The 25,519-nt window shown below is 66.8% G+C and carries 28 protein-coding genes; 9 read left to right on the top strand and 19 right to left on the bottom strand.

Annotated features, from left to right (window positions below; all coding sequences use genetic code 11):
* Positions 1-6 precede the first annotated feature (6 nt).
* On the bottom strand, positions 7-1,251 hold the full coding sequence (locus ON04_RS00650) for a cytochrome P450 (protein ID WP_010539635.1): 1,245 nt from the start codon (positions 1,249-1,251) through the stop codon (positions 7-9).
* A 72-nt stretch (positions 1,252-1,323) separates the two neighbouring features.
* On the opposite strand from ON04_RS00650, the gene ON04_RS00645 reads away from it, so the two are divergent.
* Positions 1,324-1,776, top strand: a complete 453-nt coding sequence (locus tag ON04_RS00645) for a MarR family winged helix-turn-helix transcriptional regulator (RefSeq protein WP_010539634.1) — start codon at positions 1,324-1,326, stop codon at positions 1,774-1,776.
* Between the two features lie 22 nt (positions 1,777-1,798).
* On the opposite strand, the gene ON04_RS00640 is transcribed toward ON04_RS00645, so the two are convergent.
* Together ON04_RS00640 and ON04_RS00635 are read right to left on the bottom strand one after the other, a co-directional pair.
* A complete protein-coding gene (locus ON04_RS00640) occupies positions 1,799-2,344 on the bottom strand; it encodes a GNAT family N-acetyltransferase (RefSeq protein WP_010539633.1) in 546 nt (181 codons plus the stop codon).
* A 116-nt stretch (positions 2,345-2,460) separates the two neighbouring features.
* On the bottom strand, positions 2,461-2,790 hold the full coding sequence (locus tag ON04_RS00635; RefSeq protein ID WP_010539632.1) for a hypothetical protein: 330 nt from the start codon (positions 2,788-2,790) through the stop codon (positions 2,461-2,463).
* A 936-nt stretch (positions 2,791-3,726) separates the two neighbouring features.
* Here ON04_RS00635 and ON04_RS00625 point away from each other — a divergent pair.
* On the top strand, positions 3,727-4,320 hold the full coding sequence (locus tag ON04_RS00625; RefSeq protein ID WP_420795308.1) for a VanZ family protein: 594 nt from the start codon (positions 3,727-3,729) through the stop codon (positions 4,318-4,320).
* On the opposite strand, the gene ON04_RS00620 is transcribed toward ON04_RS00625, so the two are convergent.
* Positions 4,284-5,264, bottom strand: coding sequence for a bile acid:sodium symporter family protein (locus tag ON04_RS00620; RefSeq protein WP_010539630.1), 981 nt, complete (start codon positions 5,262-5,264; stop codon positions 4,284-4,286). The two genes, ON04_RS00625 and ON04_RS00620, sit on opposite strands and share 37 nt — an antisense overlap.
* Before the next feature lie 101 nt (positions 5,265-5,365).
* On the opposite strand from ON04_RS00620, the gene ON04_RS00615 reads away from it, so the two are divergent.
* Both ON04_RS00615 and ON04_RS00610 read left to right on the top strand, forming a co-directional pair.
* Positions 5,366-5,746 carry a YidH family protein gene (locus ON04_RS00615; RefSeq protein ID WP_010539629.1) on the top strand — a complete coding sequence of 127 codons (381 nt, stop codon included), beginning with the start codon at positions 5,366-5,368 and terminating at the stop codon, positions 5,744-5,746.
* A 4-nt stretch (positions 5,747-5,750) separates the two neighbouring features.
* Complete coding sequence (locus ON04_RS00610) at positions 5,751-6,134, top strand: DUF202 domain-containing protein (RefSeq protein WP_238529180.1); 384 nt, start codon at positions 5,751-5,753, stop codon at positions 6,132-6,134.
* Positions 6,135-6,188: 54 nt separating this feature from the next.
* On the opposite strand, the gene ON04_RS00605 is transcribed toward ON04_RS00610, so the two are convergent.
* From ON04_RS00605 to ON04_RS00595, 3 genes are all read right to left on the bottom strand, one after another.
* On the bottom strand, positions 6,189-6,758 hold the full coding sequence (locus tag ON04_RS00605; RefSeq protein WP_010539627.1) for a hemerythrin domain-containing protein: 570 nt from the start codon (positions 6,756-6,758) through the stop codon (positions 6,189-6,191).
* 123 nt (positions 6,759-6,881) lie between these two features.
* Positions 6,882-7,448 (bottom strand): SdpI family protein, encoded by a 567-nt coding sequence (locus ON04_RS00600; protein WP_010539626.1) that lies wholly within the window; start codon positions 7,446-7,448, stop codon positions 6,882-6,884.
* On the bottom strand, positions 7,445-7,960 hold the full coding sequence (locus ON04_RS00595; RefSeq protein ID WP_010539625.1) for a MarR family winged helix-turn-helix transcriptional regulator: 516 nt from the start codon (positions 7,958-7,960) through the stop codon (positions 7,445-7,447). The genes ON04_RS00600 and ON04_RS00595 overlap by 4 nt, the downstream gene beginning before the upstream one ends.
* Positions 7,961-8,109: 149 nt before the next feature.
* Here ON04_RS00595 and ON04_RS00590 point away from each other — a divergent pair, with 149 nt between their 5' ends.
* From ON04_RS00590 to ON04_RS00580, 3 genes are all read left to right on the top strand, one after another.
* Positions 8,110-8,358 carry a hypothetical protein gene (locus ON04_RS00590; protein WP_010539624.1) on the top strand — a complete coding sequence of 83 codons (249 nt, stop codon included), beginning with the start codon at positions 8,110-8,112 and terminating at the stop codon, positions 8,356-8,358.
* A gap of 6 nt (positions 8,359-8,364) precedes the next feature.
* The gene (locus ON04_RS00585; protein WP_033443907.1) at positions 8,365-9,066 is read left to right on the top strand and encodes a DUF981 family protein; all 702 of its coding nucleotides are present in this window, start codon (positions 8,365-8,367) and stop codon (positions 9,064-9,066) included.
* A gap of 115 nt (positions 9,067-9,181) precedes the next feature.
* A complete protein-coding gene (locus tag ON04_RS00580; protein ID WP_010539622.1) occupies positions 9,182-12,160 on the top strand; it encodes a leucine--tRNA ligase in 2,979 nt (992 codons plus the stop codon).
* Positions 12,161-12,527: 367 nt separating this feature from the next.
* Here ON04_RS00580 and ON04_RS00575 read toward each other — a convergent pair whose 3' ends face one another.
* The 3 genes from ON04_RS00575 to ON04_RS00565 are packed head-to-tail and all read right to left on the bottom strand — an operon-like array spanning position 12,528 to position 14,343.
* Entirely contained in the window at positions 12,528-12,917 is a 390-nt protein-coding gene (locus ON04_RS00575; RefSeq protein ID WP_010539621.1) for a hypothetical protein, read from the bottom strand.
* A gap of 2 nt (positions 12,918-12,919) precedes the next feature.
* A complete protein-coding gene (locus ON04_RS00570; protein ID WP_010539620.1) occupies positions 12,920-13,816 on the bottom strand; it encodes an SDR family NAD(P)-dependent oxidoreductase in 897 nt (298 codons plus the stop codon).
* Positions 13,813-14,343, bottom strand: coding sequence for a nuclear transport factor 2 family protein (locus tag ON04_RS00565; RefSeq protein ID WP_010539619.1), 531 nt, complete (start codon positions 14,341-14,343; stop codon positions 13,813-13,815). Before ON04_RS00565 ends, ON04_RS00570 begins: the two co-directional genes overlap by 4 nt.
* Positions 14,344-14,367: 24 nt before the next feature.
* On the opposite strand from ON04_RS00565, the gene ON04_RS00560 reads away from it, so the two are divergent.
* A complete protein-coding gene (locus ON04_RS00560; RefSeq protein WP_010539618.1) occupies positions 14,368-14,802 on the top strand; it encodes a nuclear transport factor 2 family protein in 435 nt (144 codons plus the stop codon).
* Between the two features lies 1 nt (position 14,803).
* Here the strand turns inward: ON04_RS00560 and ON04_RS00555 are convergent, their stop codons facing one another.
* Positions 14,804-16,162, bottom strand: a complete 1,359-nt coding sequence (locus ON04_RS00555; protein WP_029457381.1) for a lipase — start codon at positions 16,160-16,162, stop codon at positions 14,804-14,806.
* 410 nt (positions 16,163-16,572) lie between these two features.
* On the opposite strand from ON04_RS00555, the gene ON04_RS00550 reads away from it, so the two are divergent.
* Positions 16,573-17,298 carry a malonyl-ACP O-methyltransferase BioC gene (locus ON04_RS00550; RefSeq protein WP_010539616.1) on the top strand — a complete coding sequence of 242 codons (726 nt, stop codon included), beginning with the start codon at positions 16,573-16,575 and terminating at the stop codon, positions 17,296-17,298.
* A gap of 19 nt (positions 17,299-17,317) precedes the next feature.
* Here ON04_RS00550 and ON04_RS00545 read toward each other — a convergent pair whose 3' ends face one another.
* The 8 genes from ON04_RS00545 to ON04_RS00510 all read right to left on the bottom strand — a co-directional run bounded on the left by ON04_RS00545 (position 17,318) and on the right by ON04_RS00510 (position 25,504).
* Positions 17,318-18,196, bottom strand: a complete 879-nt coding sequence (locus ON04_RS00545) for a hypothetical protein (protein WP_010539615.1) — start codon at positions 18,194-18,196, stop codon at positions 17,318-17,320.
* Between the two features lie 45 nt (positions 18,197-18,241).
* A complete protein-coding gene (locus tag ON04_RS00540; RefSeq protein WP_010539614.1) occupies positions 18,242-19,111 on the bottom strand; it encodes an alpha/beta fold hydrolase in 870 nt (289 codons plus the stop codon).
* Positions 19,112-19,396: 285 nt separating this feature from the next.
* Positions 19,397-20,611 (bottom strand): lipase family protein, encoded by a 1,215-nt coding sequence (locus ON04_RS00535; protein WP_010539613.1) that lies wholly within the window; start codon positions 20,609-20,611, stop codon positions 19,397-19,399.
* A gap of 22 nt (positions 20,612-20,633) precedes the next feature.
* A complete protein-coding gene (locus tag ON04_RS00530; RefSeq protein WP_010539612.1) occupies positions 20,634-21,062 on the bottom strand; it encodes a universal stress protein in 429 nt (142 codons plus the stop codon).
* Between the two features lie 82 nt (positions 21,063-21,144).
* Entirely contained in the window at positions 21,145-22,365 is a 1,221-nt protein-coding gene (locus ON04_RS00525) for an ABC transporter permease (RefSeq protein WP_010539611.1), read from the bottom strand.
* Positions 22,362-23,243 carry an ABC transporter ATP-binding protein gene (locus ON04_RS00520; RefSeq protein WP_010539610.1) on the bottom strand — a complete coding sequence of 294 codons (882 nt, stop codon included), beginning with the start codon at positions 23,241-23,243 and terminating at the stop codon, positions 22,362-22,364. The genes ON04_RS00525 and ON04_RS00520 overlap by 4 nt, the downstream gene beginning before the upstream one ends.
* Before the next feature lie 174 nt (positions 23,244-23,417).
* The gene (locus ON04_RS00515; RefSeq protein ID WP_010539609.1) at positions 23,418-24,164 is read right to left on the bottom strand and encodes a response regulator; all 747 of its coding nucleotides are present in this window, start codon (positions 24,162-24,164) and stop codon (positions 23,418-23,420) included.
* The gene (locus ON04_RS00510) at positions 24,161-25,504 is read right to left on the bottom strand and encodes a sensor histidine kinase (protein WP_010539608.1); all 1,344 of its coding nucleotides are present in this window, start codon (positions 25,502-25,504) and stop codon (positions 24,161-24,163) included. Before ON04_RS00510 ends, ON04_RS00515 begins: the two co-directional genes overlap by 4 nt.
* Positions 25,505-25,519 lie beyond the last annotated feature (15 nt).

Genomic DNA, 25,519 nt, shown 5'->3' with positions numbered 1-25,519 from the left:
CCCGGTTCAGCGCGCGACGGGGCAGGTGCCCAGGTCGACCTTCCACTCGGTGAGGCCGTTGAGCCACCCGGAGCGCAGACGCGTGGGATCGCCGAGCGAGGTGAGGTCGGGCAGGTGGTCGGCGATCGCGTTGAAGATCAGCTCCAGCTGCATCATCGCCAGGTTGGCGCCGATGCAGTAGTGCGGACCCTGTCCACCGAACGTCACGTGCGGGTTGGGGTTCCGCAGGATATTGAAAGTGAAGGGGTCTTCGAAGACGTCCTCGTCAAAGTTCGCCGAGCCGTAACAGATCACGGCGCGCTCGCCCTTGCGGATGGTCACGCCACCGATCTCCACGTCCTCGATCGCGGTGCGCTGGAACTGGCTGACCGGCGTCGCCCACCGCAGGATCTCGTCGTAGGCGGTTTCGGGACGCTCGGCCTTGAACAGCTCCCACTGGTCGGGGTTCTCGAGCATCGCGACCATGCCGTGGGTGGTGGCGTTGCGGGTCGTCTCGTTGCCGGCCACGGCGAGCAGCGTGACGAACCAGCCGAATTCCTCTGGTGAGAGGTGCTCTCCGTCGATGTCCGCGTGGACGAGCTTGGACACGATGTCGTCCTGCGGATTCTTGGTCCGGTCCTCGGCCATCGCGTTGGTGTACTCGATGAGCTGCATCGACGCCAGGGCGGCGGACTCCATGCCGCCGTCCGTGTCGTAGCTGGTCATGGTGTTGGACCACTCGAAGATCTTGTGACGGTCCTCCTGGGGCACGCCCAGCAGTTCGGCGATCGCCTGGAGCGGAAGCTCGGAGGCGACGGAGGTGACGAAGTCATCCGCCTTGCCGTCGGCCGCCTCGGTGACGATCTTCCGGGCACGATCGGCGAGCTCGTCGCGCATTCCGGCCACGCCGCGCGGGGTGAAGCCGCGGGAAATGATGCGGCGGTGCTTCTTGTGGATCTCGCCGTCCTCGTTGATGAGCATCTCTCGCTGGGCCTCGATGATCGAGCGATCGGTGCCCTCCGCGAACCGGGGGATCACTGTGTTCTCGCCGGCGGAGAACTTTTCTCCCGTGATGCGGGAGATCTCCTTGACGTCGGCGTGCTTGGTGACCAGCCAGTAGTGGTCGTCGTCGAATCCGTCGACCCCGGGGCTCTTCTCGACCCGCCGGATGGGCTCTGCGCGGCGCAGCTGACGCCACTCGTCGTGCGGCAGTCGCTTCTCGAACAGGTCCGGGTCGGTGAAGTCGAAGCCTGCGGGGATGGTCACATTCATGGTGTCTCCTACGCCTCGTGGTCCGCCGGGTCCGGCGGGACTGAAACCGTGAATAGTGGTAACCATATACACGTGGCACTATCTTCGAGCGAGATTCTCGACCGGGCTTTGATGTTGTCGGAACAGATGTCCGGCTCGATCGAACGCGCCGCGGCCAATTACGGGCTCTCTGTGCCGCGATTGGAGTTGTTGTTCGTCCTGGGCCTACAGGGGCAGTGCAAGCAGGTCGAGTTGGCCACGTACCTCGATTGTTCCCCGCGCCAGGTCACCGCGCTGGTCGACGGGCTGGAGGCCAGCGGGCACGTGGAGCGGAAGATGTCGCCGGAGGATCGGAGGGTCCGCCTGGTGGACCTGACCGACGAGTCGCGTCGGATAGTGGATGAAGTGGTGTCGGCGCGCGTGGCCTTGGCGGAGTGGCTGTTCGAGGGGCTCGACGACGACGACCTGCAGACCTTCGGAGCACTTTCCGAACGACTGATTTCCAGGATGACAGGCCGCGCGCTGACCCGATTGATGGAGCAGTAGCACGGCCGCGGTTCGCGTCCGTTCAAGCGGTGCAGGCGGGGCAACCCGTGTCCGCGCGGGCGTATTCGACGAACCCGCGGGCAACGTAGTTAGGGATCGCGGCGGGGGAGTCGTCGGTGCAGGTGTGCAGCCACACGCGGCGGACTCCGGGGACGTTCCAGGCGATGCGGGTGACCTCGGAGAGGAACCATCCGCCGAGGCCTTGGCCGGCGAACTGGGGGAGTAGTCCGAAGTAGACGAGCTCTACGTCGACGCCGTCGTCGGATCCCGTGGCCACGGAATCGATCTCGGGGTCGCAGGGGCTCATGCGGAGTTCAGCGAAGCCCACGATCTCACCGCCGAGCGTGGCTCGGAGTGTGCTGACGCAAGGGTCCGAGGCGTAGGACGCCCAGCGACCCTCTGACCATTCGAGGCGATCGGCCCAGTTCCAGTCGCCGCCGATTCCCCTGTACATACGGGCGTTGAAGGCCGGCTCCGCGGGAAAGACGCGGCGGATCGTCAGGTCGGCCGCATCAGCGGGCCGCAGCTGGTCAGCGGCGGTCTGCTGTAGGTACGTCACACTGCTCATCGCGTAATTGAATCACCGAAGCCCTCTCGCTCCCCCATTGCGGCGGGAAAGGAGAGGGCTTCGGGGTGATCCCAGCCCAGGACGCGTGGTCGGGCGGGGCGGATTCACCGACGGTGTCAGTTGATCACGATCGGCGGCACGCCCGGGAGGTTCAGGTCGTTGATCGATCCGGCCGCGGCGTCCTTGGCGTTGTTGAAAGAATCGATGACGCCATTCTGCACACCCTGCGCAGCGTGGGGGTTGCCTGCGACGGCCGCGGCGCCGCCGCCGAGCGCGGCCGAGCCGCCTGCGGCGCTGCCGGTGGCCGCGAGGCCCGTGAGAGCGGTGCCGGCCGTGGCGATCGGGCCAGCCACCCCGATAGCCCCGAGCACGGGGGCGGCGACTGCGCCCAGGGGAGCGAGGACGCCGACGATGAAGGCGGTGATTGCGCTGGCTGCTGCGAGCATTACGTACTTCTTTCTCTGTTGGTTTGCTGAAGGCTGATGCCCTCAGCCGATACGGAGTTCCTTCGGTGCAATAGGAGCTTGAGGAACGATGTTTCCGCGGCCACCGAGGTCAATCGTGATGCCCGGTGCCGGTGGGGGTGGCGGCGCGGGCGCCGGTGCCGGTCGGTACGGGGCGGGCGCCGGTGCCGGACGAAAGGGAGCCGGCGACGGCGCCTGAACTCGAGGTGCCGGTGCCGGTGCCGGTGCCGGTACCGGTGCTGGGGCCGGAGCCTGCACTGCCCGGCGCTCCGGCAGATCTGCGTCACCAGGGCGCTCGATTTCCGACGTTGGAAGCGCTTTGCTCGAGACTCGAGCCGTGGAGGTCTCGGTTTTGGCCGTCGAGGTGGGTGTGCCGACGGACTGGGCGGCCTCGGTTGGTGTGAGGAGGCCAGCCTGCGAGGACGACGGTGTGATCGCGGGCTCGCGTGTTGCGAGTGTGGAACTCCCGCCCGTGAGCAGGGCCACGACCGCCCCGCCCGAGAGGCCGATCAGGGATAGGGCAACAACGGCCGACCCGATCACCATGGGCCTGCTGACCCTGTGGTGCTCGGAACTAGTCATATCGGCCCCCTTTCCGCGCTCTCGACTGCAGGTTCTGCAGCCGGTGCCGTTAGCATCGCTCGTAACTTCTTATCTCGTGCGGCGGAAACATTAAGGTTCCGACAAGGCCTACTCAACATGTTTGACCCCTAAGAAAATCGGGCGCATGGCCGTCGGGGATCTGCCCAGTGGCCGGTACGGATAAGAAACCGGATATTTGAGCAGATCACCGCAGTGGAGCAAGTGAATGGTTGTTACATCAACCCCGTAATTAGAGTCAACTTATTTAGGGATGTTTATGACTCAGCACACAGAGTGCCTTGCACAATCTGGGTTCGAATACGTGGCGGGGGACTGGTGACACGGCAAAGCAGGGCGTGGGCGCTCTTGGCGCTACTGGCCTACAGCGCAGTGTTGATAGCCCTGACCATGCTCAAGGCCTTCTTCGTGATTGGCCAACTGTGGCGACCGGAAGTCCAACGCGGTCGCTCGGTGGAATGGATCCCGTTCGCGCTGATCCGGGACTCCGACACCTGGTTCGGCCCTCTGTTCGACGGCGCCGGCAACCTGGCCTTTTTCATCCCCCTCGGGGTGCTTCTGTACATCCTGCTGGAAGGCCGGGAGCATGCGCTCGTCGTCGTCGTCATCACCGGAGCAGTGACCAGCGCGGCGGTGGAGACCCTTCAGTACGCGTTCGCCCTGGGACATTCCGACGTCACGGACCTGATCTTCAATGCCAGCGGAGCGCTGGTCGGCGGGCTGATCGCGCGCGTGTGCGGTCGGCGGTTCTACCCACTGTGGATCGGGCTCGGGCTGGCGACTGCCGCCGTGTTCGCGATCCTGGTCATTCTCGGCCCGCGGCTGGGCGACCCCGAAGCGGTGGTGGAATTCGCGGCGACACGAGGCGCGACGGGTCAGGCTGCGGCCGCCGCCTCCGCAGCACGGCCATAACGAGCGGACAGCCACGCACACACGATCAGCTGGATCTGGTGGAACAACATCAACGGCAGAACCAGCAGGCCCACGGGCTGGCCGACGAACAACACCGCTGCCATGGGCAGACCCGTCGCCAGCGACTTCTTGGATCCACAGAACTGGACGACCCGCTTGTCGCGAACGTCGAAGCCGAGAGCTCGGGCAGTGAACTCGGTCAACAAGAGGACCAGGGCCAGCAGGATGCAACACGCGACCGTCAGCCACACCAACTCCGAGACGCCGATCTTCGACCAGACGCCGTCCACCACGCCCTCGGAGAACGCCGCGTAGACCACCAACACGATCACCGTCTTGTCGAACAGGTCGATGCGCTTGATCCGCGAAGTGATGGGTATGACGCGGTTGCGGAGGAGTTGCCCGACCACGAATGGCAACAGCAACATGAGGACGATCTCCACAATCGAGCCGCCGGAGATGTGTACGGACCCGCTGGTTGTCATGAGCGCGACCACCAGCAGGGGAGTGATGGCCACGCCCAGCAAATTGGACACCGACGCCGACACCACCGCCGCACCCACGTGGCCACGGGCGATCGAGACGAACGTGATGGATGACTGCACGGTCGACGGCACCAGCGTCATGTACAGGAACCCGGCCGCCAGTGACGCCCCGAGCAGCGGGGTGAGCGCCCATTTGCCGAGCAGTCCTAGCAGTGGGAACACCACGAATGTGAAAGCCAGCACCACGGAATGCAGCCGCCAGTGCTTGAGCCCCATCAGTAACTCGCGGCGTTCCAGCCGGGCACCGTAGAGGAAGAACAGGACGGCGATCCCGATGATCGTCACCCAGCGCAGCACCTCGGCCGACGTTCCCGCGGCGGGCAGCAGGGCGGCAACCACCACGGCCAGCATGATCGACATGACGAACGGATCAATCCGGAGTCGCTGCAGCAAGCCCATCGCTACATTGCACCACTCCGGCAGAATGTGGCTGCTACCGACCGACCGAATGACGATCCGACCGGCGGACCGAGCCGGCCCCGCCCGATAGGCTCGCAGTCATGACGGACAGTGCGAGAGGCTGGCGGCCCAAAGCCCTGCGGGACGGCAAAGAGCCGGACCCCAGATTCACGCTCGCCAATGAACGCACGTTCCTCGCCTGGATCCGCACGAGCGTGGGGCTGTCGGCAGGCGCGGTGGCGCTCGAGGCGTTCGCCGGGGACGAGATTCCCGAGATCATCCGCACGCCGCTGGCCTGCATTCTGCTGGTGCTGGCGGCACTACTCGCGATAGTGGCGTTCAGGCGATGGATCCGTATCGAGTTCGCCATGCGGCACAAACAGCCGCTGCCCATGCCGCAGGCGTCGATCCTGCTGGTGCTGGGGATCGCGATCGGCGCGGTGGTGTTGATCGTGGCGATACTCGCCGGGACGTTCGGATGAGCCTGTGAGCCTGAGACCGAGCGAGCCCCGACCGCGCCGGATCGGTGTGCACCCGTCGGCGATCCCGCCCGACGCCGGACTGCAGGCCGAGCGGACCAGCCTCTCGTGGGCACGGACATGGGCCGTGGTGGCGGCCAACATCATCCTCATGGCCAAGCTTGTCGGCGAGTTCTCCTGGCTCTGGGCCGCCGTGTTCTCGCTGCTCGCGGTGGTGCCGCTCCTCGCGTTGCTCAGGGTGCAACGCCGGCACGAGAACCGCGTGAACCGATTTGTGCGAGGCAGCGAGGTACAGCAGACCCAGGCGCTCTACAACGTGGGGCTCGTTGCGATGGTGGTGCTACTGGCCTGCTGTGGCCTCGCTGCGGTGCTGGTCCAGGCCCTGACCTAGTGCGCAGAGGCGGCCGCACGGCCGAGTGCTTTCAGCGCCCGCGGGGCAGTGCGATCAGGTGTTCTTGATGCGCCCACTGAGCGCATCGCGGAGCCGGTCCACCATTCCGACACCCGGCCCCACGGTCATGTGGAACAGCTCGGAGTGGGGCGATCCGGGGTGCGGGCGCGTGGGGGCGATCTTCTTGGCGGCCTCGACCTTACGGCCCATATCCAGCAGATCCTCGGAAGAGAAGTATTGCCGCATCTTAGGAAACTGGTCCGACTCCTCGTCGTCAGCGTGGTGATCGAGGAGTTCTTTGAACCTCTTTACGGTGGCGATGAACTCGGCACTGCCGGCGTCCTGGTCCTCGAGAGTTTTCATCACCTCTTCGAGTTCCTGATGCTCTTCCTTGTCGTGTTCGACCTCGTCGGCGCCGTTGGGCACCTCACGTTCGTAGGCGGGGTAGACGAACAGCTCTTCGGCTACGGAGTGGCGCACGACCTCGGCGGTAGCGGAATCAGCCAAAGCGCGGCGCTCGGCCGGATCGGCTGTCTCTTCGATCAACTCGAGCAATCCAACCATCTCTCGGTGGTCAGCGGTGAGGATGTCGACGACGTCGCCGGTAGTGGGAGTGTTGGTCATGAAATGCTCCTTGCGCTGCGTGTGGTGGCCGGAGCTTCCGACGGTAGGGGCCACGGCCCGCGCCGGCCACCGATCCGGCTTCTGCTGCTGGTGCGGACGCCGGGCAGGATGAGGCGAGACAGTTCAGGGGGTGGTGGTCTCTGACTCGCACATGCCCTGGAGTGCGCAGGATCCGCAGCCGCCGCTGACGCCGCAGTCTTCGGCAGGGTCCGCTGAGCCGCCCGCATCCGTGGGGCGGTCGGAGGAGGAGCACGAGCTGGCCGAGCCGGTGGACTCGGCGTCGCCGGAGTGCCCGCCGCAGCCATCGGGTCCGCAGCCACACCCGCCCTGGTCATCGTCCTGGGTGGCGTCCCACATGGCCGCCCTGCGGGATCCGGCGAGGCCGGCCACGTTGAGCAGCGCGAGCGCGCCGAGAACCGAGACGACGACGACGAGGCCACCCACCCAGCCGCCGATCAGTCCCAGGGCGAGCGCCCCGAGCCCTAGCGCGAGGCCAGAGGCGAGGAAGGCTGGCCCGGCGGCCCGATTGGCGAGGTGCCAGGCTTCAGGTGAGCGTCGGGTCTCGGGAGTGCGGACACCGAGGAAACCGTTTCCGGGCAGCTTGCCGATCAGCGCGAGCAGACCGGTTCCGCCGACCACCAGGGCGAGCCCCACGAGGAGCACGAGGACCACCACGAGCACTGCGTTCACGCCCCCGAGGCTACGCCCGCGTCGGCGTAATTCCGATTCGTCTCAGCCCCGGAGGGTCCGCGGACCAGGGCGAGCAGCCGGGCGAACTCGCGCTTGTCACGTTCGCCCAAACGATCCAGGAAGACTCGCCGGACAGTCTCTACATGGTTGGGCGCAGCCTGCTCGATCTCGCGGACACCCTGGTCCGTGGCGGTCACAAACGCACCCCGGCCGTCCTCCGGGCAGCTGGTGCGTTGCACGAGGCCGCGCTTGACCATCCTCGTGACCTGGTGGGACAGGCGGCTTCGCTCCCACAACAGGGCGTCCGCGAGTGCGGTCATCCGCAGTGGACCTTCGGCCTCGCTGAGATGCACCAGTACTTCGAACTCGGGCTCGGTCAAGCTTGACGACGACTTGAGGTCGCGCTGGATCTCCAGATGCAGGCGGCCCTGGATGGCGAGGTAGTTACGCCAGAGGATCTTCTCCTGGCTATTCAACCATCGCACTTCCTTGTCCAGAACCTGTTCATACATGACCCCACTGTACCGGAATAGTTGACACGACATCTTTAAGTGGTGTTCGGGCCCGATCGGGCTGCGGTCGGGAGCCGGGAGACGCTGTCTTGTCAACTTTATTGTTGATAGGTTGAGGTACCACGTTTTCTGCGGTTCAAAGGAGTTTTATGTCCGATCGAATTCACGGCGGTGCGTTTATCGCCGAAATCGACGAGAGGTCCACTCGGTGGTCTTCTCTTCTGGTCAAAGTGAGCTGGGCGATTATCGCCGTGGGCATAATCGTGGGCGGCATTCTCTGGGTGACCGTTGACGGTTCGACCGGAGAAGATCTCGGCGCGCTCGCCTGGGTCATGAGTTTCGCCGCTGCCATTGCCGCGATGTCAATTCGTCAGATGATTCTGGCAGAGAGGCAGTAGCGCACAATGTTGATGCAAGGAATAACCTATAACACCGCGATGGGCCTCGTAGTAGGCATCATCCTTCTTCTCGTCGCGCTGTTCATGCGCGCTGTCCAGGCGAATAACGGTCGCTCCTTGGCAGGCTTCGGCTGGGGGTTCATCTTCTCCGGTGCGTTCTTGGGGATCACCGGGCTGCACATGACCCTCACCTGGCCGCTCGAGCAGATCGAGGGCGTGTTCTGTTGTGCGGTAGACAATGTGACCTTCGGCGAGCCCGCTGCGTTCTACGGCTTGCTGACACTGATCGCCGGCTTTGCCATTCTGCGCGCGGAGGACCGTGCTGACCGCGGTATTCGGGCCCTGGACCTGGTCGGCACTCTTCGCCCGATCTTGTACGTCTCGGCTATCGGCGGTTTCGGTCTGATCATGTTCGGTATCGCCGGTCTGCACTTCGGCCAGTGGCGTCCGCCGGAGATCGAGCCCATCGCCCGACTTCTTGCCGGTTCGTTGATCGAACCGCTGATCGTCTTTGCCCTTTATGTCTTCACGGGCATCGTGGCGATATTGGCGCCGTTCGCGTTGACCAATAAGACAGTCGGCCGCGTGTTCGTTGCGATGACCTGGTTGTTCGGCATGGGATGGGTGTTGCTCGGACTTTCGCTGTTCTACAGTCACGTCGGCTTCTTCCCGTACCCCTTCAACAACCCGGACGTCATGCACCCGTAGGAATACGCACGAATCGACCGCTGCCCACACGCTGACGTGGCTCGAGCCCGCCCAGGGTTTAGGCTGGACTCCGCCTGCGTGTGGGCACCGGCGATACCAGGGAGAGCAGACAACCGTGAGCAGCAGCGACCAGACCGTCACCGGAGCGCATTCCGACAACGGATCGCAGTCCGACACCGGACCGGCCCACCGCTACGGAGCCGCCCTGGCCGGCCAGATCGAGTCGCGGTGGCAGACCGAATGGTCCGCGCGGGGCACGTTCGAAGCCCCGAATCCGGTCGGGTCCCTCGCCGCCCCTGACGGTTCCGCCCCGCCCGAGGACAAGCTGTTCGTCCAGGACATGTTCCCGTACCCCTCGGGCGCCGGACTGCACGTCGGCCACCCACTCGGGTATATCGCCACCGACGTGTTCGCCCGCTACAACCGGATGCTGGGCACCAACGTTCTGCACACGCTCGGCTACGACGCCTTCGGGCTGCCGGCCGAGCAGTACGCCGTCCAGACCGGTCAGCACCCGCGCGTGACGACCGAGTCCAACATCGCCAACATGGAGCGCCAGCTCGGCCGTCTCGGCCTGGGCCACGACCGTCGCCGGGTGTTCGCCACCACGGACACTGACTTCTACCGCTGGACCCAGTGGATTTTCCTCCAGATCCACGCCTCCTGGTACGACCCGGAGGCGCCCGCCCGCACCACCGACGGGGGCGAGCACCCCACTCGTACCGGCCGCGCGAGGCCCATCGTCGAGCTGGTCGACCAGTTTGCCTCGGGCGTCCGCCCGCTGCCCGCCGCATACGCCGGGCGCGACTGGGATGAGCTGGACCGCGCCGAGCAGGAGAAAGTCCTCGACGCTCACCGGCTGGTGTACCTGTCCGACTCCACCGTCAACTGGTGCCCCGGACTCGGCACCGTGCTGGCCAACGAGGAGGTGACCGCCGAGGGACGCTCCGAGCGCGGTAATTTCCCCGTCTTCCGCAAGAACCTCTCGCAGTGGATGATGCGGATCACCTCCTACGCTGACCGTCTGGTCGACGACCTCGACAGGCTCGACTGGACCGACAAGGTCAAGTCCATGCAGCGCAACTGGATCGGTCGCTCGCAGGGCGCCCGCGTCCGCTTTGCCGTGGCCGACCAGTCCATCGAGGTGTTCACCACCCGACCGGACACGCTCTTCGGCGCCACGTACATGGTCCTGTCTCCCGAGCACCCGCTGGTCGACGAGTTGGCCGGCCCGTTCTGGCCTGAGGGTCTCGGCGGCAGCACGCTCGATGAGCGCTGGACCGGCGGACACTCCTCCCCGGCCGAGGCGGTCCTGGACTACCGGCGCCGCGCGGCCCATAAGTCAGACCTCGAGCGGCAGGAGAATAAGGACAAGACCGGCGTCTTCACCGGCTCCTACGCCGTGAACCCCGTCAACGGCCAGCAGGTCCCGGTGTTCGTGGCTGACTACGTGCTCATGGGCTATGGCACCGGGGCGATAATGGCCGTGCCCGCCCACGACAGCCGTGACCACGAATTCGCCACCGCTTTCGGGCTGCCGATCACCCAGGTCGTCGCTCCGGCCGACGGCTCCGCTCTCGACGTTCAGGCCGAGGCGTACTCCGGCGATGGCGTGGCCGTGAACTCGAACAACGACGGCGGGCTTGTCCTGGACGGCTTGGGCGTGGACGAGGCCAAGGTCGCCACCATCGACTGGCTCGAGGGGCAGGGTAGCGGCGAGGGCACCATCCAGTACAAGCTGCGCGACTGGCTGTTCGCCCGTCAGCGCTACTGGGGTGAGCCGTTCCCGGTGGTCTACGACTCGGACGGGGTCCCCCACGCCCTACCGGACGAGATGTTGCCGGTCGAGCTCCCTGAGGTCGAGGACTACCAGCCTGTCTCGTTCGACCCCGACGACGCCGACTCCGTGCCGTCGCCTCCGCTGGCCAAGGCCACGGACTGGCTAACCGTGGAGCTGGACCTTGGCGACGGCGTGCAGACCTACACGCGTGACGCCAACGTCATGCCCAACTGGGCCGGCTCCAGCTGGTACCAGCTGCGCTACATCGACCCCACCAACGCCGAGCAGCTCTGCGCTATCGAGAACGAGCGCTACTGGACCGGGCCGCGTCCCGAGATCCACGGTCCTGACGACCCCGGCGGTGTAGATCTCTACGTCGGTGGAGTCGAGCACGCGGTGCTGCACCTTCTCTACTCGCGTTTCTGGCATAAGGTCCTGTTCGACCTCGGCCACGTGACCAGTGAGGAGCCGTACCGTCGCCTGTTCAACCAGGGCTACATCCAGGCCTTTGCCTACACCGATGCGCGCGGCGTCTACGTAGCCGCAGCAGATGTAGAGGAGCGTGACGGCAAGTTCTACCTCGGCGACCAGGAGGTGTTCCAGGAGTACGGCAAGATGGGCAAGTCGCTCAAGAATGCCGTGTCTCCGGACGAGATCTGCGATACCTACGGCGCCGATACACTCCGCGTATACGAGATGTCCATGGGTCCGCTCGACACCTCGCGCCCCTGGGCCACCAAGGACGTGGTGGGAGCGCACCGCTTCCTGCAGCGGCTGTGGCGGGTGGCGATCGAGGAGGCCACAGGCGAGGCCCGCGTCACCGACGCCGAACCCACCGAGGACGTGCTCAAAGCCCTGCACAAGACCATCGCGGGAGTCCGCGACGACTACGCCGGCCTGCGCGACAACACCGCGATCGCCAAGTTGATCGAGTACGTCAATACCCTCACCAAGGCTTACCCGACGGCCGGACCCGGCGCCCCGCGCTCCGTGGTGGAACCGCTGGTGCTGATGTCCGCACCCGTTGCCCCCCACCTCGCCGAGGAACTGTGGTCCCGTCTCGGGCATTCCGCGTCGCTGGCCCACGGCCCGTTCCCCGAGCACGACGAGTCGTACCTGGTCGAGGACTCGGTGGAATACCCGGTGCAGATCAAGGGCAAGGTACGTTCGCGCATCACCGTTCCCGCCGACGCCGCACCCGCCGATGTCGAGGCGGCCGCCTTGGCAGACCCGAAGGTTCAGGAGAACTTGGGGGGCGCGGCACCAAAAAAGGTCATCGTCGTGCCCGGGAAGATGGTCAATATCGTGCCGTAGCTGTGCCGGTGCCGGTGCCGGTGCCGGTGCCTGTGCCTGTGCCTGTGCCTGTGCCCCCGCCCGTAGCCGTAGCCATGTCGTGCCGCGACGGGCGGCTCGCTCCGGATTCGCGGCTCCACGGCAGGCCGGGTGCCAGTGATGCGGGTCCCGGCGGGCCTGGTGCTTGTGGCGCGGGTCCCGGTTGGCCGGTCGAGCAGAGGGGCAGCGTAGCTGGCTCCGGATATGCTGCCCCTTCGGCCCGCGCTGGCTGTCTGTACGCCGGTCACCCGGTTACGCTGGGCAAATGGACCAGTCCGGCAGCGTAGGTCAGGGTCGCAGCGCATCCGAGGCCGGTGGCGCTGGCGCAGTGCACGCTCAGCTGGCAGCGTCAGCCGATCTCGACCAATGCGACCGACGAGGTGAGCAGCAGGCACGCCGTGGTGGCCATCCACATCGCATAGGTGGTGAACAGCCACGGGCGCCAGCGGATGTGATCCCGCCAGCGCTGATAAGTCGTCCACATGGAGAACACCGACAACAGGAAGCCCAGCAGCGTGGGCACAATCACGAATTCCGCCCGCCCGGCCATCGAACACGCCTCGTCGCTGTCCGCGCGGCCGTCTCCGGTCAACCGGGCGAGCACGACAATGGCCATGCCGGCCGCGATCATCACCGCGATGGAGAACAGTAGATAACGGAAAGCTTGGAGCCCTTGCTTCTCGTTACGTTCCAGACGTTCCAGCGGGTCGTCCAGCTCATCGAAACTCTCGGCGGCCACGGCTAAGCCCCTGCGAATCCGTTGTGCCCGCCGGCTTCAGCGACTTCATCGACAGTCGCGATCCCCAGCTGCTCGTCCGTCACGGGCGGGAACAGCGGGCCACCGCCAAAGGCACCCCGGTGGGAGAGGGGCTCGTTGCCGTCGTCGTTCTTCACGCCCTTCTCACGCCCGTACTCGGCGGTGATCACGGTGGATCCGCTCATCGATGCGAGGTCAGGGTCCTCGGTAAGCGCGGCGATCACGCGGCCGACAAACGTCGGGTCCTCGGCGCGGTCGAGTGGAAAGCCGTTGAAGTCGTCCATACCGAACGACAGGATCAGGTCGGTCCGGATAAGCCCCAACCACAGTGAGAGCGTCGATACGCCGGTTCCGGCCAGATCGTGCGCCATGTCGGAGGCCATCTTGTCGAGGGCGGTCTTGCTCATGCCGTAGAGGACGGTGTGGAACGGCGCACGTGAGCCGAACGACGAGATATTGACCATCAGCCCCGACCCTTGCGGCACCATCACCTTGGCCGCCTCACAGCTGGCGACGTAGTGCGCGCGCAGCCCGATGCCCATGAGGGCGTCCCAGTCGTCGGCGGGCCGCTCCCAGAACTTCCCGTCGAAACCCATGAACCCCTTGGGGTTGGTCCACACGTTGTTGACCAGCAGGTCCAGCCGTCCTGTGTCGGCGGCGATTTTCTTGACGACGGCGACGATCTCCTCATCCCGGCCGTGGTCGCACTCGAGTGGACGGACCTGGCCCGGCGCATCAGCCGCGGCGTCGACGGTTTCCTGCAGGCGCTCAGTGGACCTTCCGGTGACGTACACGGTCCAGCCGGCGTCGGCGAGCGCGGTGGCCACACCCTTTCCGACGCCGCGACTGCCGCCGGTCACCAGTGCTACGCGTTCGGTCATGAGTTTGCTCCTGCGGTCGCTGCGCCCGCGGTGTGGCCCACCTCGGGATAGGTGACGGTGGCGCCGGTGAGTTCACGGGTCACGGCCCAGCCCGGGGTGAACAGGCACTCGGCCATCACCCAGCGGCCGTTCTCGAGTACGTAGATGTCCGAGTATTCGCCGGTCGAGATCGTCTCGGTGCCCTTGTCGCGGTCGACCTGGCGGAACTGCAGCGTCCAGGTGCCGGTGGCACGGGAGGGCGTGTCGCCGTCGGTCGGCTTCTGTACAGAGATGGAAGGCATGAAGCCGTGGTGCATGTCGAGGATCCGCGGGCCGCCGTCTTTAGCCGTCGCCAGTGCGATCTGCCGGAAGATCCCCACCATCGTGTCGGGGTCGGTGCGTCCGAGCGGGCCGAAGTCCAGGACGCCGCCCTCGGCGACGAAGCACGAGCGAAAACCTTCGGGATCCTTGGCGTCGCACGCCCGCCAATACCGGTACTTGAGCTGCTGAATCGCCTCGCGGGCGCGGGTTTCCACCTCGTACTGCATGCCGACCACGTTAGCGTAGGGAGCATGAGCCGAACACTGGTCGAACTTTCCGACCGCTGGGACCTGCAGGACATCATGACGCGGTACGCGACCTGCATCGATTCGCGTGACTTCGACGGTCTGGACCGGGTGTTCACCCCGGACGCGCAACTGAGCTTCGCAGCCTCCGGCGGGCCGGACAGCGATTACCCCACGATTCGCGCGTGGCTGGCCGAGGTGCTGCCGATCTTCGCCGCCACCCAGCACCTTATGGGCAATCTCGAGGTGACCCTCTCCGGCGACACCGCCACGGGCCGGTGCATGTGCTTCAACCCTATGGCGCTCAAGCCCGTGGAGGAAAAAGATCAGCAGGTCTTCTTCTACGGCCTCTGGTACGTGCTGGAGTTCGTCCGCACGGACGACGGGTGGCGGATCGCCCGCCTCACGCAGCAGCAGGCGTTCCACCACAACCTGCCGTGACTCAGACGGCCCCGCAGCTGGTGGGGGCCGGTCGGTCCAGAACCCGGTCCTTGAGGTAGCGGGCGCTGGTCGCCCACTCGGTGAGCATCGGAAGTGCGTGGTCGACGACGAACCCGGGCGCCGTCCGGGGCAGTTCGGCTGTCCGCAGTTCCACGACAGCGCCCTGTTCGCACCATGACCGGGTGAGGTTCACGGCGGTGTGGTGCGGCACGACGTCGTCGTGGCGACCGATCATGACCAACGCTGGCACCCGGGGCGCCGCGGTGCCCAGGTTGTAACCCTCCAGAACCCGGACGATCTCCGGTTCGGACCGGGCGGCATCGGCCAGGGACCGGCCGCCGACGGTGAAATCGCTGGTAGAACGCAGCCCGTAGGCCAGCGCGGTGTCGACCACGCACTGACCCGCCGTCACCTTGAGCATGCGGCGTCCCTCATCGTTGAGTATTCGGTCGAACGCGGGGCGGGTCTCGGGGTAGACCTGCAGAATGCCGTTGATCGCGTATCCCACGGCGCCGGTGAGCACTCCCCCATCCACTCGGTCGAGAGTGCCGAGCATGTCCGACGGCGGGGCTCCCGCAGTGATGCCGACCAGATTGACGTCGGGGGCATAAGCGGGCTGGAGTTCACCGGCGGCAGCCGCGGCGCCGCCGCCCTGGGAGTAGCCGCTCACGACGACCTTCGAATCTGGCTCCAGATCGGTGTGGGGCAGGCGCAGGGCCGCGCGTGCCGCGTCGAGTGTGGCGTGGCCCTGTGAGTCCCGGTTGATGTACGGGTGGTGGCCGGGAGTGCCCAGGCCCTCGTAGTCGGTGACGACGACGGCGAAGCCCTGCTCGATCATCGGCAGCGCATCGATCACCGTGTACCCGGCTCCCATGGACGGCGGCGCGGTAGCGATCCCCAACCCCACCTCCATCGAACGGGAGGGTGCGCATTGGTCACCCTGGCCCTGCGTGCCGGGGGCTATCACGGCCAGCGGGCGCGCGCCGGGTCCGCGCCAAGGAGCCTTGGGCTGAAGGTAGGTGCCGGTGACCGCGATAGGCCCGCCTGTGGCACCCGTGGATCGGTACATGATCCGTCGCGCATCGGCGGGCAGTGCGCCGCCGCCTGCCAGGTCGGGGACGCTGGGGGTGAAGCTCATTGGTTCCGACCTGATCACCGCACCGACTTCGTCGGGTAGTTCGGTGGGCGGGATGTAGAACTCCGTGCGGGCAGGGACGTTGGTCGATCCCTGTGCGGCGGCCACCGGGACGGCGGAGGGGAATAGAGCTGGCGCGAGTGCTAAGACCAGCCCGAACGCCAGGGTTCCGGCGATGGTGGGCAGGCCGGGCGATTCCACCCGGTGGATGAATGGTGTTCTCACGTGGGCTCCGATTCCGTGCGATGGTGCGACCGGCTGCGTGATGCTCCTTCGGGTGGATATGACCCTAACGCGTGTCGGCTCCAATCGGTTGCCTGTGTCATCCCAGTTTCTACCTCGCGACGGGTGCGACGCTGCCGATCGAACCGCCGTGAACATAGTGGTAGCCAGTGTCGTAGGTCACTGTTAACGTGGGTGCCATGCCGAAAGACGTGCTGATGTGTTGGTGTCGCGACCCCGAGTGGTTCCGCGCCGCCCGCGCCGTCACGGCGTAGTACGGACGTCACGGGCCCGCCGGGTACAGGTGGGCCAAGCACTCCTCTGGAGGGACGGCCCGCGCCGGATCCCGGGTTCACGCCCCGCGACCCCCAACGCCCGGATCGACACCGGGCCTCGACGAGGAGAAGTTCCGAGTGACCGCAAGTCCCGAAACCCTTGATCACCGCACGCTCCGCCAGCGGGACGTCCTGGTGAGTGCGCGCTCGCTGAGTGAGTACGTGGATATGTTTGGTCTGGACCGGGCTCACCTGGAGGGTCGGATCCTCGATTGCCCCGGCGGCGCGGCGAGCGCGGTGGCCGAGATCAGCGCTGCCGGTGGCCGGGCGGTCGCCGTGGACCCGCAATATGCCCGAGGGTCCGATGACCTGCGCACACGCATCCTGGCGGACGTGGACCGGGCGGTGGCACACCTGCAGAAGCGGGAAGGCGACTACGACTGGGACGTCCGCGGCAGTCTGGTGGGGCACGAAGCCGCCCGTCGCACCGCCGCGGAGCGCATGCTGGAGGATCTCATCGCTGCACCGGCGCGCTACGTGGCCGGGGCGCTGCCCTCGCTGCCGCTCGCCGACGACTCCGCGGATCTGGCTCTGTGCTCCCATCTGCTGTTCACCTACTCGGACCGGATGGATCTGTCCGACCACGTAGACGCGATCGTCGAGATGGCCCGGGTGGCGCCCGAGGTGCGGATCTATCCGCTGGTTGACCATGCTGGTAACCCGCTGCCGGAGCTGGTCCGCAGCGTGATCGCCAAGCTGAAGAAAGAACGGCTGACCAGCCGGATCGAACCGGTGGTCCGGCCGTTCCAGCTTGCCGCCACCACGCGACTTGTCGTGGAGCGCGCCAACCGCCGGCGTCCCTAGACGCCGTTGGTGTTGTCCCTCAGGCGCCCGCTGAGCCCCAGTCGTCCGGTGTGGGGGAGAGGCGCAGCGTCTCCTGGCCGGTGAACGGCGAGACCTCTATAGATGTAAGCAGTGGGCGCGGCGCACCCACCTCGAGGGCCTGACCGGGCTGGAACAGGGTGCCCGTTGCCAGCGAGTACGCCACCAGGTCACACATCTGGCCGTAGACAGCGGCCGGCGGGGCGTCCACGTCCAGTCGTTCGAGATCCATCCGGCCGAACCTGCCCATTCCTGTGGTGTAGACGCACGAGGTGGTCTCCGACTGCATCCCGGCCCGCACGCCGATGAGCGCCGGGGCGGGAACCGCGTTGCCGGTGACCAGATCGCGGTACGAGCCTGCTGGGAGGGTCATCGCGGCTCCGCCCACGCTCACCGCGACCGCGCCCGGGAGTGCAGTCAGCGCGGCGGTCACGTTGGCTACCGCGAGCTCGCAGCGAAGAGTCTCGAGCCGGGGGTCGAGGTATTCGGCTTCCGTCGGCTCGCCGTCATCCCCGATCGGGCCCCACCGGAACGCGGCCACCACGACCTGCGAACGGTGCGTCTCCACCACGGCCTCGCCCCCGCTCCACGAGACCAGGTCGCGGGTGTACTCGGCGGCTTCGGGCAGTGGTGCGTCGATCGCGGAGACGAGCACCGTGGCGTCCTCGACGTGGACCGCGGTTGCGGGGTCGTCATCCGAGCCGCGCTCGACCTCGAACGAGCCCTCGAAGATCTCCGCCAGGAGCTCCCCGATCTCGCCGTGGCCCGCTGCCGGCCTGTCCAGTAGGACGATCGCGACCGGGGTCTGTTTCCATGACAGGTCCTCGCCCGTCTGCGGGTCCACGGTCGGGGGCTGGCCGGGCTGGGGCGAGTCGCTCATGCTCTTGAGGTTATCGCCTGTGGTCGCCCGGCCGGCCTGTGCGTGTCAGTTGAGGAAGAAGTCCGTCACCAGGCGCTCGAACTTGTCCTTCTGCTCGATCATGGCCCAGTGTCCGCAGCGTGAGAAGGCATGGAGCTCGGCCCGCGGGAGCTGGCGGAACGCGAAGTGGGCCTGTTCGTAGGGAAGCATGCGGTCGTCACGGCCCCAGATGAGCAGCGTCTCCTGGCGTATGCCGGCGGCGCGGGCGTACAGCGGGGTGTGCGCGTTCTCGGGCTTGAGGATGGAGCCGAAGATGGCGTACATCCGCTCGACGGCGCCCGGCGCGGTGGCGGCCTCGGTACGCGCGCGGATCAGCTCGGGGGAGACGACCTTCTTGTTGCCGACCATGGTGTCGACCCAGGCGGACATCTTCTCGTCGGTGGGCTCGGCCAAGAACTCGAACAGACGACGCGAGCCCTCGCTCGGCTCGGGCGTGAACAGCGGCGCCGCGAGCCCGCCCGGGCCCATGAGCGCCATTTTGCGGACGCGGTGCGGGTAGGCGAGCGCGGTCTCGCAGGCCACGTTGCCGCCCATCGAGTTGCCCACGATGTCGACCTTGTCGATGCCCTTGGCTTCACAGAACGCGTCAATCGCCTCGGCGGCGATCATCGGGTAGGCCTTCTCCCATTCCAGGTCGGAGCTCTTTCCGAAGCCGGGCATGTCCAGAAGGATGGTGTGGAACCGCTCCGCGAATACGGGGAAGTTGCCGGCGAAATTGGACCACGCGGTCACGCCCGGCCCGGAGCCGTGGAGGAAGAGTACGGGAACCTCGCTCTCCGGCTCGGCGATGCTCTGCTCTCCGGCTTCGTGATAGTGCAGCTCGAAGCGGCCGGCGGTGATGGTCTTGCTGGTGGACTCGAAGTCGAGGGCGCTCATGCCCTCACGATACTAGAACACGTTCTAGGTGTTGAGCCGTCGCGGGAAACTGGCACCCGGGGTCACGCTTGCGGGTGTGTGTCCCCGAAATTAAGTCAGCCGCGCGGGGAGTCCCTGATGCATCCCCGCGCGGCGATGAAGAGGACTCTAACCCGCGACGGTTCATGTGACAAGTGTGTAACGATTATGAGTCTCGTCACACTCGATAAATGGCCTGGCGAAACTACTCCGCTGGACCGCGCGCGGTGCCAAGCGGACGCCTGTCCGGGACGCTGGATTTCTTCATCACTTCATTACGCGTGTGAGGAACGCCGTGGCGTCCGGGATCGCGGCGTACACGGTCCCGCTGTGATCCCGGTCCGGATAGACATGCAGCTCGAGCGGCTGCTGGTTGAGGGTCATCTCGGCGGCCAGTGACAGGGCGGACGGAGCTGGCACGTCGAGGTCCAGCAGGCCCTGCCCCAGGAACACCGGCCGGTCGTATCCGATCGCGGGCGTGCCCATGTAGCGCTGCAGGTGCCCGAACACGTCAGGCAGGTCCTTGAGCGGCCGGGTCAACGCCTGCGAGACCTGGAAGTCGCCCACCTTCTCGCGCATGGCCTGGTAGCAGTGGGTTTCGGCGGCGTCGACCATCTCGCGTCCCGCCGGGGTGAGCAGCGAGTTCACATTCAACTCCGGATGTTGCTCCCGGAACCCGGCGAGGATGTAGAACGCGTAGAGGTTGAGTCCGGTGGGCAGGTTGACGGGCGGGAATCCGGGCCCGCCCCACTGGAAGATGTGCTCGATGTTGGCGGGCGCACCGGTAGCCACGACGCCGCGGTAGTCGAGCCCCGCCGGTGCTCCTAGGTCGGTCGCACGGACGGCGGTGTTCAGTGCCGCGCCCGCGCCCTGCGACTGCCCCACGAGCGCCCACGTGGGGGAGAGCGACAGGTCAGCGGATCGCGCTGCGATCACCGAGTCGACGATTCCTTGCGCCGTGGACGGTCCGTTGAGGTAGCTGAGCAGTCCCGGGGTGCCCAGCCCCACGTAGTCGGAGGCCACCACCGCATACCCCTGGTCCAGCCAGTGGCCGAGGTATTCGGCATCGCGCTCGGAGCGCGGCTGGGTGGAGGGCGCACAGTCATCGCCCAACCCGGTGGTGCCGTGCGCCCAGGCGATCACGGGCCAGCCGCCGTCGGGTGCCTCGCCGCGCGGGAGGAACACTGCTGACGTGGCGATGGCGGGGGCGCCGTGTTGGTCGATGGTGCCGTAGACCTGTCGCACTGCCCGGCCCGCCTGCCGCAGCGAGAGGTTTGGGTCCAGCGGAGTCGAGGCGGCCACCGCGCCGGGGGAGGGGATCGGCTGGGCCCACGCGCGGGTGTCGAGTCCGGACCAGGCAGGCGCCGGGTTGGGTGCGGCGCCCGCGGGAGCGGCGAGAGAGACGACGACGACAACGGCAGCAGCGGCAGACCCGAGGAACTGCGCGGACCGGGTCTTACGGCGGCGTGTGAGGGGTGTCATACGCCGGAGTGTAATACGCGAGCTAGGTGGTGTGGACCACGTAGAGATCGCACGAGGTTCGTGCCGCTACATCGCGTGCGATGCTGCCGAAGACCCGCATCGGTCCCTGGACGCGACGATTCCCGACGACGATGAGGTCCGCTCCGATGCGCTTCTCCAGATTTACCAACGCGTCAGCCGGTCGGCCTTCCTCTGCGGACGTGCTCACCCGGACTCCGGCTGATTCTTCTCGGAGCCGCTGCTTCACGGAATCCAGCAGATCGGAGGCGCTCTGCTCATTGGAGAAGAAGTATTTTTCTCCGCCCAGTTCGAGCTTTTCGGCCTCGAATTTTCCGTAGGCACTCACCAGCCAGAGGTCGGCGTCCAATGCGACCGCCAGTTCGGCGGCACGCGAGGCGGCTGCATAGGCGGATTCCGTCTCGTCCACACCAACGATGATTTTGCTGAGCACTGTCTGGACTCCCGTGTTCTGCGTGACGAATCGCGCCTAGTTATTTCAGCTATGGAGTCGAACCTTACTTCACCGGTTCGGCTCAGTCCGCGAGTTTTAGCGCCTCGCGGTAGGTGAGCTTGCGGCCGGTCTGCATGATCGATCGGCAGTAGATGCGTTCGGCTACGCGGATCACCAGCGCCGCGGCGACCAGGGCGATCACCATCGCCACCAGTGGCTCCCACCAGGCGGCCGTGCCCTCGACCAGGCGGATCGGCATTGCCACGGTCGACATGACAGGGACGTAGGAGGCCACGACCTGCCAGGTGCCGGAGACGAACAGCCCGCCGAAGGTGGCGATCATGATGAGCGTGAGGACCGGCGAGGAGGTGGACTGCACGTCCTCGGCGCGGGTGGCCAGTGCCCCGGCGACCGCGAACAGACAGGCCAGAGCGACGAATCCGATCACGAAGAGCAGCAGGTACCAGCCTGCCGCACCGGCGACAGCAGGCAACAATGCGGTGTAGTCAGTGAAGGTCAGGCCGATGAGCCCGATCGCCACGAACAGCACCATCTGTCCCAGCGCCAGGACGGTAGCGCCCACGACTTTGCCCACGAGCAGCTGTCGCAGGGGGATGGCTGCGGCGAGGATCTCTACGATCCGCGACTGTTTCTCCTCCACCACACTGTTGGCGATCGCGTACCCGAAGAGGATGGCGGCCAGGTAGAACAGGAACGCGAACACGAACCCCGCAATGAGCTGAACGCCCTCGTCGGTGGCTCCCTCGGGGTCGAGCAGGCGCTCGTCCACCACTGACCCGGCGGTGAGCTCGTCGACGGTGGTGCCGGCGTCGGCGGCGTTCTGCTCCAGGGCGCCCGCGGCGACCACCGCGCCGATGGGGCCCGCGATAGAACCGTCCACGGAGTCGGTGCCGACCAGCATCCAGGCTCCGGGCGCGCCGATCAGGGCGGCGTCGGCGTCACCGTCGGAGACGGCCTGTTCGGCGGCAGCGGTGTCGGCGAACTCCGTGATCTCCAGTTCGAGTTCGCCCGGCGCGAACGGGCCGGTCATCTCCTCGTCTCCTGATGCGGCCTGCTGCGCGATCGCAGCGGCCTCGGGGGAGACCACCGCGAGGGTCTTGGACTCGGTCTGGCCGCCGAGGAAGAAGGACAGTGCAAAGGCGATCACCATGATGCCGAGCGTGGTGAGGGTGGAGATGATGAAGTTCTTGTCCCGGAGCTTCACCATGATCTCGCGACCTGCCACGATGCGCCAGGCGGCCTGGGTCTCGGTGGAGTCCTGGGTGGGGGTTGTGGTGGTCATACCGTCACCTCGCGGTAGATGTCGGACAGGGTGGGGACGACCTCGGCGAGTTCGCGGACGCTGCCGCGGGCCATGGCCTCGCGCAGCAGGGCGTCGGCGCCGTCGAGGGCAGGGATGTCGAGCAGGGCCGTGGGGCCGTCGACGTCCACCACGTGGATTCCGGGCACGTCGCGTACCCAGCCGGCGTCGCCGCTGACCACGAGGCGATGCAGGGTGCGGCCGCGTCGCCGGAGTTCGTCGACGGTGCCCCGGGCGACGATCGCGCCGCCGGACAGCACCACCAGTTGGTCGCAGAGTCGCTCCACCAGGTCGAGCTGGTGGGAGGAGAACAGGACGGGCACGCCGCGAGTGGTGTGCTCGCGCAGCAGGTCGACCATCGAGTCCACGGCCACCGGGTCGAGGCCGGAGAACGGCTCGTCCAGGACCAGGAGTTCGGGTCCGCCGATCACGGCCGCGGCGATCTGCACGCGCTGCTGGTTGCCCAGCGAGAGCGCCTCAAGTTTGTCGGACAGGCGCCCGCCCAGCCCGAAGCGATCAAGCAGCTCGGTGGCGGTCCGGCGGGCGTCGGCAGGGGAGCGACCCTGGAGGCGTCCCAGGTAGACGAGCTGATCGAGCACCGGCTGTTTGGGATAGAGGCCACGTTCCTCGGGCATGTAGCCAAAAGTGCGGCGATCGGCGACGCCGGCCTCGTTGCCGCGCCACAGCACGCGGCCGGCGGTGGGCTGCAGGACGCCCATGATCATGCGCATGGTGGTGGTCTTGCCGGCCCCGTTGGCGCCGACGAATCCGGTCATGGTTCCACGTGGAACATCGAAGGTGATGTCGTCCACCGCCACGGTGTCGCCGAAGCGTCTGGTCAGTCCGTCGATTCGGAGCATGGTGTCCTCCCTGTTCCGCCGTCTCTGGTGGGGTCGGCGGGATGTGTGCTGATGACACCTCAGACGTTATGTCGCAACGACGCGCAGCGAATCAGCCGTGAGGCGGAAATCCGAAACGGAATCGCACTCTCGACTCCGCCTTGAGGGGGAGGCGCGGGTAGGAATCGCGAGGGCTCAGTCGCCCGGGTGGACGAGACCGGCCTCGTACGCCAGCACCACGGCCTGCACGCGATCGCGTAGGTGCAGCTTGGACAGGCACGCCGAGACGTGGGACTTGACGGTGGCTTCGCCCACCACGAGTTCGGCGGCGATCTCCGAGTTGGACAGACCTCGCGCGACGAGTCGCAGGACCTCGCGTTCACGCGCGGTGAGCACGTCGAGCGCGGGGGAGGGGCTGGTGGTCACGGGGTCGACGACGACGAGGTCGCGCTCGCTCGACGCCGCCATCCGCTCGATGACGCGCCTGGTCACCTCCGGAGAGAGCAGGGCATGGCCGTGAGCCACGGCCCGGATCCCGTCGATGAGGTCGTCGGGATCGGAGTTCTTGAGCAGGAAGCCGCCCGCACCGGCGCGGAGGGCGTCGAAGAGGTAGTCGTCGCGGTCGAAGGTGGTCAGAATCAGCACGTTGGCCAGCCCCTCGGCGACGATCTGGGAGGTCGCTTCGATGCCGTCCATCCCGGGCATCTGTACGTCCATCAGCACAACGTCCGGCCGCAGTCTCCGGCACGCCCCGATCGCCGCCGCGCCGTCGGAGGCGTCTCCCACCACCTCGATGTCGTCCTCGGCACCCAGCATCATCGAGAACCCGGAACGCATGAGCGGTTGGTCGTCCACCACCAGCACTCGCAGGACCTCGGGGCCGGTTCCGCTGGCGTCGCCGGAGCCTGCGGAGTGGGGGGACTGCGGTGTCGTCGTCGTCATTCCTTCTCCTCCCGGTCGTACGGCAACCGGACGCGGACGCGATACCCGCCGGTAACACGGGGTCCGATCTGGCATTCGCCGTGGTGGGAGCGGACGCGTTCGCGCATCCCCAGCAGGCCCAGGCCGCTACCCGAGGTGCCGGGGCGGGGGCGGCCCTCGTCCAGGACCTCGACCTCGGCGTACGGAGTGCGGTCGGTTCGGGTGCCTGTGCGCAGCACGACGCTCGCGCCCGCCGCGGTGGAATGGCGGCGCACATTGGCCAGGGCCTCTTGCACGGTGCGGTATAGCGACGAGCTGACCAGCGCGGGGACCTCGTTGATGGGGTGATCGGGGTCGGTGGCGACGTCGTAGCTGGTCGCGAAGCCGGCGGTGTCGTGAGAGGCGACCAGCGCCCGCAGGTCCGCGAGGCCATGCCCGCCACTGCGGGTACCTGCGCTCGCGGCGTCACCGTAGCGTCCGGAGGATCGCAACGCCCCGAGCAGTGCCCGCATCTCTCCGACCGCCGATCGTGACGAGCCCTCGATGGTGCGCAGCGCCTCCGAGGCGGAATCGGCATCCCGATGCAGCACGCGGCGTGCGGCGGCGGCCTGTACGCCGATCGCGGCGATGTGATGCGCCACCACGTCGTGCAGCTCGCGGGCGATGCGGAGCCGCTCCTCGGTCACGGCGGCGTCGCGCAACGCTTCGGCCTGCGTCTCGATGGTCTGGGCCTGCTCTTGCAGCGCGGCCTGGCGGCGCGCCGATCGCCAGGCGCTGATACCGAGCGCGGCAGCACCGCCGAAGTACGCGATGTTGATGAGCGCGGTGTAGACGAGATAGGAGGGCACCGCAGGGAAGAGGCCGGTCGAGCGCCCGGGCGAATCGACCGCGTCGAGGATCTGTTGAATGCCGCTGCCCAGGGCCAGGTACCAGATCATCCACACGACCAACGCGGCAAAGATCCCCGCCGCCACCCCGATCAGCGCCCGACGGTCCCTGGCCCAGGCGACCGCCGAGTACACGCCGATGAAGTACAACACCTGTTGAGACAGCTGGCCCATGATGAGCGGCATGATGCTGCCCAGAATCAGCAGATGTAGGGTCATCGCGATTCCCGTAGTCAGCGGGAAACGGCGGCGAATCCCAAGCAGCGCGGCCGCCGAGGCCATGAAGAGGTATTGCGCCCATATCGGTGTGGTGTCCTCGCCGAGCACGCCCATACTCCGCACGATCTCCAGGCCCAGCGCCGAGACCGCGAACATCGCCATCGCAAGCGTCGCGTCCGCGCGGAGGTACCCAGGCGGCAGTGGGCGCACCCACGGGTCCTCGGCGTCGAATAGACGGCTCAGGCGGGACGACACGGAAACGAGCCTAAC

The organism is Dietzia alimentaria 72 (assembly GCF_000226215.1).
GTDB lineage: Bacteria > Actinomycetota > Actinomycetes > Mycobacteriales > Mycobacteriaceae > Dietzia > Dietzia alimentaria.
This window is presented reverse-complemented; position numbering and strand designations above follow the sequence as displayed.

What these genes read in the sequence shown, in the direction of transcription:
- ON04_RS00650 (WP_010539635.1), bottom strand. Translation starts at nt 1,251, where the DNA reads ATGAATGTGACCATCCCCGCAGGCTTCGACTTCACCGACCCGGACCTG.
- ON04_RS00640 (WP_010539633.1), bottom strand. Translation starts at nt 2,344, where the DNA reads ATGAGCAGTGTGACGTACCTACAGCAGACCGCCGCTGACCAGCTGCGG.
- ON04_RS00635 (WP_010539632.1), bottom strand. Translation starts at nt 2,790, where the DNA reads ATGCTCGCAGCAGCCAGCGCAATCACCGCCTTCATCGTCGGCGTCCTC.
- ON04_RS00620 (WP_010539630.1), bottom strand. Translation starts at nt 5,264, where the DNA reads ATGGGCTTGCTGCAGCGACTCCGGATTGATCCGTTCGTCATGTCGATC.
- ON04_RS00615 (WP_010539629.1), top strand. Translation starts at nt 5,366, where the DNA reads ATGACGGACAGTGCGAGAGGCTGGCGGCCCAAAGCCCTGCGGGACGGC.
- ON04_RS00605 (WP_010539627.1), bottom strand. Translation starts at nt 6,758, where the DNA reads ATGACCAACACTCCCACTACCGGCGACGTCGTCGACATCCTCACCGCT.
- ON04_RS00595 (WP_010539625.1), bottom strand. Translation starts at nt 7,960, where the DNA reads ATGTATGAACAGGTTCTGGACAAGGAAGTGCGATGGTTGAATAGCCAG.
- ON04_RS00590 (WP_010539624.1), top strand. Translation starts at nt 8,110, where the DNA reads ATGTCCGATCGAATTCACGGCGGTGCGTTTATCGCCGAAATCGACGAG.
- ON04_RS00585 (WP_033443907.1), top strand. Translation starts at nt 8,365, where the DNA reads ATGTTGATGCAAGGAATAACCTATAACACCGCGATGGGCCTCGTAGTA.
- ON04_RS00570 (WP_010539620.1), bottom strand. Translation starts at nt 13,816, where the DNA reads ATGACCGAACGCGTAGCACTGGTGACCGGCGGCAGTCGCGGCGTCGGA.
- ON04_RS00565 (WP_010539619.1), bottom strand. Translation starts at nt 14,343, where the DNA reads ATGCAGTACGAGGTGGAAACCCGCGCCCGCGAGGCGATTCAGCAGCTC.
- ON04_RS00560 (WP_010539618.1), top strand. Translation starts at nt 14,368, where the DNA reads ATGAGCCGAACACTGGTCGAACTTTCCGACCGCTGGGACCTGCAGGAC.
- ON04_RS00545 (WP_010539615.1), bottom strand. Translation starts at nt 18,196, where the DNA reads ATGAGCGACTCGCCCCAGCCCGGCCAGCCCCCGACCGTGGACCCGCAG.
- ON04_RS00540 (WP_010539614.1), bottom strand. Translation starts at nt 19,111, where the DNA reads ATGAGCGCCCTCGACTTCGAGTCCACCAGCAAGACCATCACCGCCGGC.
- ON04_RS00535 (WP_010539613.1), bottom strand. Translation starts at nt 20,611, where the DNA reads ATGACACCCCTCACACGCCGCCGTAAGACCCGGTCCGCGCAGTTCCTC.
- ON04_RS00525 (WP_010539611.1), bottom strand. Translation starts at nt 22,365, where the DNA reads ATGACCACCACAACCCCCACCCAGGACTCCACCGAGACCCAGGCCGCC.
- ON04_RS00520 (WP_010539610.1), bottom strand. Translation starts at nt 23,243, where the DNA reads ATGCTCCGAATCGACGGACTGACCAGACGCTTCGGCGACACCGTGGCG.
- ON04_RS00515 (WP_010539609.1), bottom strand. Translation starts at nt 24,164, where the DNA reads ATGACGACGACGACACCGCAGTCCCCCCACTCCGCAGGCTCCGGCGAC.